Source organism: Arenibacter nanhaiticus, assembly GCF_900141935.1.
GTDB classification, from domain to species: domain Bacteria; phylum Bacteroidota; class Bacteroidia; order Flavobacteriales; family Flavobacteriaceae; genus Arenibacter; species Arenibacter nanhaiticus.
Window position 1 is genome coordinate 236,329 of the sequence record NZ_FQYX01000004.1, and the last position, 7,404, is coordinate 243,732.

Here is a 7,404-nt window from a genome sequence, read left to right on the forward strand (position 1 = left end):
AGATGAAGAATACAAGATATATTTTGCTGGCAATGGCTTCTTTAGGGTTGTTGTCCTGTGAGTCGGACGATACCGTGATGCCTGTGGAACCTGCGGTAACCTTAACGGCTGGGGACGCCGATTTCTCTACTTATGTGGCCGTTGGGGGCTCTTTTACGGCTGGTTTTACAGACGGAGCCTTGTTTGTGGCAGGGCAAACAAATTCTTTCCCTAACCTTTTATCGCAACAATTTAGTGCTGTTGGCGGCGGTAGTTTTACCCAGCCGCTGATGAACGATAATATCGGGGGCCTAGTATTTGGCGGCAATCAAATGCCCGATGGTAGTTTTGGTCCTAGACTGATCTTTGATGGGAAAGGCCCAGTGCCTTTGCCAGCTGTACCAACCACCGAGGCTACTAATGTCATGAGCGGACCCTATAACAATATGGGTGTGGCCGGGATAAAAAGTTTTCACCTTGGCGTTCAAGGTTACGGTGCTTTAAATCCATATTTCGGACGTATGGCCATTGCCCCCCTGACATCTATCTTAGGAGATGCCCTGGCACAACAGCCCACATTTTTCACCTTATCAGAAATTGGGGGCAACGACGTATTGTCCTATGCGGTGTCTGGTGGAGTAGGGGTAGATAGGACAGGGAATCCGAATGCCGCTGTGTACGGAGGAAACGATATCACTGACCCGGGCTTGTTCGACATGACCTTCAGGGGAGTTGTAAATGCTTTAACGGCCGGTGGAGCCAAAGGAGTGGTGACCAATGTGCCCTATATTACCGATTTGCCACATTTTACCACAGTACCACACAATCCATTAGATCCTTTAGATCCTGATAATGCAGAGTTTGTAACACAGATACCGCTCTTGAATTCTATTTTTGGGGCTTTAAACCAAATCTACGATGCGCTCCAACAGCCGAATCGTAAGGTGGTGTTTTCGCAGACTTCCGCCAGTGCAGTGGTGATTAGGGACAAGACCCTAGTGGATATTTCGGCCCAAATAGAAGGAGCCTTGAATGCTAGTCCAACGTTCCCTGCTTTTATCGCCCAGTTTGGATTACCTGCACAGGCAGCGCCCATTGTGGCCAAACTTTTGGGATCGGCATACGGACAAACAAGACAGGCTACCGCAGAAGATCTCTTAGTATTGCCAAGTAGTTCGATTATCGGAAAAGTAAACACCGCGTCGGTGGTAGCCCTAATGGGGGAAGGCTTGTCTGAGGAATTGGCCGGACAGTTTTCCGTAGAAGGCGTAACCCTGCCTTTGGTAGATAAATGGGTGCTATTGCCAAGCGAACAAACCAATATAAAAGTAGCAACCGATGCTTATAACGTGACAATTAAAAGTGTAGCCGACGAAAAGCAATTGGCTTTTGTAGATTTTAAGAAACTTTTGAGCGATGCGGCTTCTACTGGAATACGCTCGGGGAATTTTATTTTAAATACCCAATTGGTAAGAGGTGGATTAATAGGGTTGGATGGACTGCATTTAACCGCTCGGGGGTATGCAGTTTTGACAAATAAATTCTTGGAAGCGATAGACGAAAGCTACGGTTCTAACTTTGTTGAAGCCGGAGCTACTTTAAATTCAGGTAATTATCCTACAAATTACCCGGCAATGATTCCCTAAAAAAGTAATAAATAGTATAATTTTGCTTAAAAAGAACCCTTTTATATAGGGTTCTTTTTTTTTAGTGTAAAAACCACAAAAAACAACTTTATTTTTTAATTTAAAAGATATACCTTTGCCTCGCGAAAAACTAAGCATCCAATTATTGGTAAAAAAGTTAGTGTTCACAATTTATCACGCTAAACAATAAACATTTAAGAAATGTCAAAAGTTACAGGTAAAGTTTCCCAAATTATCGGCCCGGTAGTTGATGTCGAATTTCAGTCAGGAGCAGACCTTCCAAAAATCTACGATTCTTTAGAGATTATCTCTAAGGATGGTTCTAAGTTAGTATTGGAAGTTCAATCTCACGTAGGAGAAAACACAGTAAGAACCATTTCAATGGATTCTACTGATGGTTTAAGCAGAGGAGTTGAGGTAAAAGCAACTGGAAGTGCCATTCAAATGCCAATCGGAGACGATGTTTACGGACGTCTATTTAACGTTATAGGTGACGCTATTGATGGTCTTGGAGATTTACCAAAAGCTGGTAAAGATGGTCTTCCAATTCACCGCGATGCGCCTAAATTCGAAGATTTATCAACTTCTACGGAAGTTTTGTTCACAGGTATTAAAGTAATCGACCTTATTGAGCCTTATGCAAAAGGGGGTAAAATTGGTTTATTCGGTGGTGCCGGTGTTGGTAAAACAGTATTGATCCAGGAGTTGATCAACAACATTGCTAAAGGACACGGTGGTCTTTCTGTATTCGCCGGTGTGGGTGAGCGTACTCGTGAAGGGAACGATTTGCTTCGTGAGATGCTTGAGTCTGGTATTATTAAATACGGAGACGATTTCTTGCACTCTATGGAAGAAGGCGGATGGGATTTGTCTAAAGTAGACAAAAACGTAATGAAAGAGTCTAAAGCGACTTTCGTTTTCGGACAGATGAACGAACCTCCTGGAGCTCGTGCTCGTGTGGCACTTTCAGGATTGACCATAGCGGAATACTTCCGTGATGGTGCAGGAGAAGGACAAGGAAAAGACGTGTTGTTTTTCGTAGATAACATCTTCCGTTTTACTCAGGCAGGTTCAGAGGTATCGGCACTTTTAGGCCGTATGCCATCTGCAGTAGGGTACCAACCAACTTTGGCAACAGAGATGGGGGCCATGCAGGAACGTATTACATCAACAAAAAGAGGATCTATTACATCGGTACAGGCGGTTTACGTACCTGCGGATGATTTAACGGATCCAGCACCAGCAACAACCTTTGCTCACTTAGATGCTACTACGGTATTGTCCCGTAAGATTGCGGAATTAGGTATTTATCCAGCAGTAGATCCATTAGATTCTACTTCTAGAATCTTAACACCGGAGATCTTAGGAAAAGACCATTACGCATGTGCTCAAAGAGTAAAAGAGTTGTTACAACGATATAAAGAACTTCAAGATATTATTGCCATCCTTGGTATGGAAGAATTATCTGAAGAAGATAAGTTAGCGGTAGGTAGAGCAAGACGTGTTCAACGTTTCCTTTCTCAGCCATTCCACGTAGCAGAGCAGTTTACCGGTATCCCAGGAGTTTTGGTAGATATTAAGGAGACCATTAAAGGATTTAACATGATTATGGACGGGGAATTAGACCACTTGCCAGAATCTGCCTTTAACCTTAAAGGAACCATCGAAGAAGCTATCGAAGCTGGTGAGAAAATGTTAGCGGAAGCATAACAGTTTCTTAATAGGCTACTAAACAACAGGACGCCTAACGGAAGTCAATAAATATTAAACCAATTCCCGAAGTATTTGGGGAATACAGAATAGAAGTATGTATTTAGAAATAGTATCACCAGAGGCCACTTTATTTTCAGGAGAAGTAACCGCAGTTACCGTTCCCGGTATCAATGGAGAGTTTCAAATGTTGTCTAATCACGCCGCCGTAGTATCCTTGTTAGAAGCAGGAAACGTAAAGATCAAGGGGAATGTAGTGGTAGAAGAAAGCTTTAAGGATAAGTTCTCTAAAGCGGCAAACGGAGACACTATGCTAACTATTACCAGTGGCACTGTAGAAATGAAGAACAATAAAGTTATTGTACTCGCAGACTAATTGTCATTTAAATATTTTAAAAACGCCAGGCTTCTCGCTTGGCGTTTTTTTTTTTTTTTTTTTTGCCCTTATCTCATCTAGTTAAGTCGATATCCCGGGGGTGTGTGCGCGATTTAAAGTTGTTTTGGAGCAATCCCAAAAAGTTGGGCCTTCATTAAAGATTAGGTTTTCCTGTAGTTGAAAATCTGCTAGATGACACAGATGTATACCTCTTTTGCACTGTTTAATTTTTCACTGTATGCCGATTACTGATTTCGGTTTACTGGCTACTGTATACTGTTTTTGGGCGTTCCCTCCTTTGTCGGGCGGGCTCTTGGCTATATCCCTTGCTCCGCTGCGGGGATGCCGCCGCCATCCCTAACGCGAGATTCAATAAACCATAAACAATTGTCCGTAATCAATACAAAAAGAATCAATGAATCCAAGTTGTGACGCTTTTACCGCACTCAATTGGATTTCAAGGCCGTTTTCTGCCCTTTTTTTTGTCTAGCTGGATTACTGGGTGGTGAACGTGGAATGTGAAGCTTAGCATATCGGGGTTTTGGGGTGCTGGTTTCGTTTTAGCTTATAGTATGGTCAATATCGGCAATCCACACCCTATTGCCATTTTTATTTTTTGGCAGCTGCCAATGACAAAGCAATATGGCTTTTAATGTTGCCATTATTAAGCCAAATTATTTACCAGTTTTCAAATTTTGCCAGGGCAGTGAAGAATGATTGCCTGTGTTAACCCTTAAAAATCGAATTTATTTATTTACTATAAATGCATGGATCACACCGGGCAACCAGCCGATTATCGTCAACACTATACTAATTAAAAATGCGGAGCCTACACCGTGTTTCAAAAAAACTGCCAAGGGCGGTAATAGGATGTTGAGAATAATAGTAAGAAGTGACATAGTATTATATTTTATAAGGTTATTAAATTTTTCTTTTCATACGAAGAGGTAGGTCTAGTTATAGCTGTTAATCCTACTTAAATCTCCCTATATAGAATATGTATTACTTTAAATGTAAGTAAAATAATGGAAAAAATTAAATTAAAAAGAGAAGTGAGCAAGGAATGAATGTTAATACGACCATGGTTCCGCAAAGACATGGGCTTTAGTTGCTTATAAGTGTTCTGTCATGGCTTTTAATATTAGGTGATGATGGACCTATTTTGGCAATGTTATAGGTACTCCGTTCATTACCCCTAGCCCAGACGCGGAGAAGCCAAGAATTATCAATAACGTCTTTCGGGCGCATCATCTAGGGGTGACGGGCCGTATATTCAATGTAGACTATTGAGCAAAGGTCAGCTAGTTTTCGGGGGAGTCTAGATACCTACCAGCATAGTTGTTGGTTTTTATAATTTTAAATGGAGGAAAAAATTTCGTTTTAGGGAGCGGGAAGGCGAATTATAACCATAATTGGCAACTAGCCGGTAAAACCTTTCAATTAAACGAAGCTGATTTCAGTGGTGATGGTTGCGGAGAGTAGTGATAGCAATCAAAACTAGGGCCAAGGAGATTCGAGTGTTATTAAAAACGGCCCTATCTTTTAATATAAAGCCGTTGTATAGGTATTGTTTGCAGTTATAATGTCTGAATTGTTTTGGCAACAGTCTACTGTTTCCTTTCGGTGGGTTTAATGATCATCCTAAAAGATTGATCCTTATAAATATAATACCCCAACCAGTTGTACAAGGTCCTTACTTTGTTTTTAAAATTGACCAATCCCATGATATGAACGAAAATCCATATAAACCAAGCGACGAATCCTTTTAAATGGTATTTCTGTTTTGGGAAATCCATCACCGCTTTGTTTCTTCCAATAATCGCTAAGGAACCCTTGTCATTATAACGGAAAGGGGTCCAGTTTGACTTATCAGAATTAAGGTTGTCGGCCAAATTCTTAGCCTGTTGCAAGGCGGGTTGCGCCAATTGTGGATGCCCGTCCGGGTAATTTTCATCTCCCGAAACCAAGGCACTATCTCCCAGCGCATATATATTGTCATATCCGCTGACCAAATTAAAGGCGTTGGTCTTTAAGCGTTTTGCTCTTCCATAGCTATCTTGGGAAAAGCCCTCAAAGGTTTTAGCGGAAACCCCAGCGGCCCAGATTAAATTCTTGGTCTGTATTTCACTTCCGTCCGATAAAAACACCGTTTGGTTTTTAAAGTCCTTCACCAAAGTGTTCAGCTTTATTTTTATGTTCAATTTGCTGAGTTCCTTATGGGTATAGCGTTGTGAATTTTCAGACATAGGGGCCAAAACAGATTTTTGTCCGTCTATGACATAGATATCGCCTAAATCTTCCTTGCTCAGCTCTGGATAATCCTTGGTAAGGATATTAGATCTCATTTCTGCTAAAATACCCGAAAGCTCAACACCGGTAGGTCCGGCACCGGCAACGACAAAAGTCAAGAGTTTTTTACGCTCTTCCTTATTCGTTAATCGCGTGGCGCGGTCCAAGCGGGTAAGGATCACATTCCTTAACGAAAGGGCGTCGCTGATGGTTTTCATCGGCAAGCTTTTTTCTTCAATATTCTTGTTGCCAAAAAAATTGGTCTCCGCTCCAGTGGCCATCACCAATATATCGTAGTGTAATTCGCCGTTGTTTAAAACGATCTTATTTTCGGAAGGGACTACCCGTTCCAAAGATCCAAGTCTAAAATGAACGCTCTTTTTATCCCTCAAAATCTTCCGAAATGGATAACTGATGGCAGAAGGTTCCATGAAACCTGTGGACACCTGATATATTAAGGGAGGGAAAAAGTTATAGTTATTACTATCCACTAATATCAGATCGTATTTGCTGGAGTTCCCCATTCTCTTTACTAACTCCAATCCTGCAAATCCACCGCCTACAACCACTATGGTCTGCTTCTTATTCATTTTGTAAATTTTTATGCAAAGGTAATGGGTAATGCTTAAAATGCACCTAAAAGGACGGTAATAAGCAAAGAGATGTTATTATAGCAACGGATTAAGGTGAAAATGTAACAATTGTTCAATGTAGCAATTGTTTAAAGTAGCAATGGGTAATGTAGCTTAAAAAATAAATTAGTTTACCTGTTCCGCAAAGTCTCACGACTTCGCGGAGCGAGTTTTCGATTTTTATTACCTTATAAAATACTTATTTTAAAGCGGTTAAAAATAAAATGGCCAGTGTCGTCCAAAAACATCAAAAAAAGCCTTGCCAGTTTTAAAAAGAGATGTATCTTTGCCCTCCGCTAGCGAGGCAATGCCGAGCAAGCGAAAAGGCGTTAAGAGTGCCATGTTTATTGAGTGTTGTGTCCCTAATCTGTTAAGCCAAAAAGAAAGAATTTAATTTTTTCAAAAAAGCTTGCCGGGTAAAAAAGAAGCTGTACATTTGCAGCCGCTTTGGGAGACAGGGCGAATAAGAAAAGAATAAAAAGTTCATAGACATATTGTAAAGACAGCGTATTTCCGTTCTGGCGACAGATCGGGAATATTGAATAAAAATCGAAAACACGGGCCGGGCAATTAGCTATTAATGGTTGATCAAGTTATATAAAAATCAACGATGAAGAGTTTGATCCTGGCTCAGGATGAACGCTAGCGGCAGGCCTAACACATGCAAGTCGAGGGGCAGCGGGGATAAGCTTGCTTATCTGCCGGCGACCGGCGCACGGGTGCGTAACGCGTATAGAATCTGCCTTGTACTAGGGAATAGCCCAGAGAAATT

At 41.4% G+C, this 7,404-nt stretch carries 5 protein-coding genes and 1 rRNA gene; 4 read left to right on the plus strand and 2 right to left on the minus strand.

Annotation, left to right across the window (positions count from 1 at the left end; all coding sequences use genetic code 11):
- Positions 1 to 2 precede the first annotated feature (2 nt).
- The 3 genes from BUA16_RS04385 (at position 3) to BUA16_RS04395 (ending at position 3,711) form a co-directional block, all read left to right on the plus strand.
- Positions 3 to 1,625 (plus strand): SGNH/GDSL hydrolase family protein, encoded by a 1,623-nt coding sequence (locus BUA16_RS04385; RefSeq protein WP_072763417.1) that lies wholly within the window; start codon positions 3 to 5, stop codon positions 1,623 to 1,625.
- Between the two features lie 201 nt (positions 1,626 to 1,826).
- The gene (gene atpD, locus BUA16_RS04390) at positions 1,827 to 3,335 is read left to right on the plus strand and encodes a F0F1 ATP synthase subunit beta (protein WP_072763418.1); all 1,509 of its coding nucleotides are present in this window, start codon (positions 1,827 to 1,829) and stop codon (positions 3,333 to 3,335) included.
- 97 nt (positions 3,336 to 3,432) lie between these two features.
- Positions 3,433 to 3,711 carry a F0F1 ATP synthase subunit delta/epsilon gene (locus BUA16_RS04395; protein WP_072763419.1) on the plus strand — a complete coding sequence of 93 codons (279 nt, stop codon included), beginning with the start codon at positions 3,433 to 3,435 and terminating at the stop codon, positions 3,709 to 3,711.
- Positions 3,712 to 4,457: 746 nt separating this feature from the next.
- On the opposite strand, the gene BUA16_RS04400 is transcribed toward BUA16_RS04395, so the two are convergent.
- Complete coding sequence (locus BUA16_RS04400) at positions 4,458 to 4,610, minus strand: YqaE/Pmp3 family membrane protein (protein WP_072763420.1); 153 nt, start codon at positions 4,608 to 4,610, stop codon at positions 4,458 to 4,460.
- Between the two features lie 708 nt (positions 4,611 to 5,318).
- The gene (locus tag BUA16_RS04405; RefSeq protein WP_072763421.1) at positions 5,319 to 6,590 is read right to left on the minus strand and encodes an NAD(P)/FAD-dependent oxidoreductase; all 1,272 of its coding nucleotides are present in this window, start codon (positions 6,588 to 6,590) and stop codon (positions 5,319 to 5,321) included.
- A 649-nt stretch (positions 6,591 to 7,239) separates the two neighbouring features.
- Between BUA16_RS04405 and BUA16_RS04410 the strand changes: the two genes are divergently transcribed.
- Positions 7,240 to 7,404 (plus strand): 16S ribosomal RNA (locus BUA16_RS04410); the annotation flags it as partial.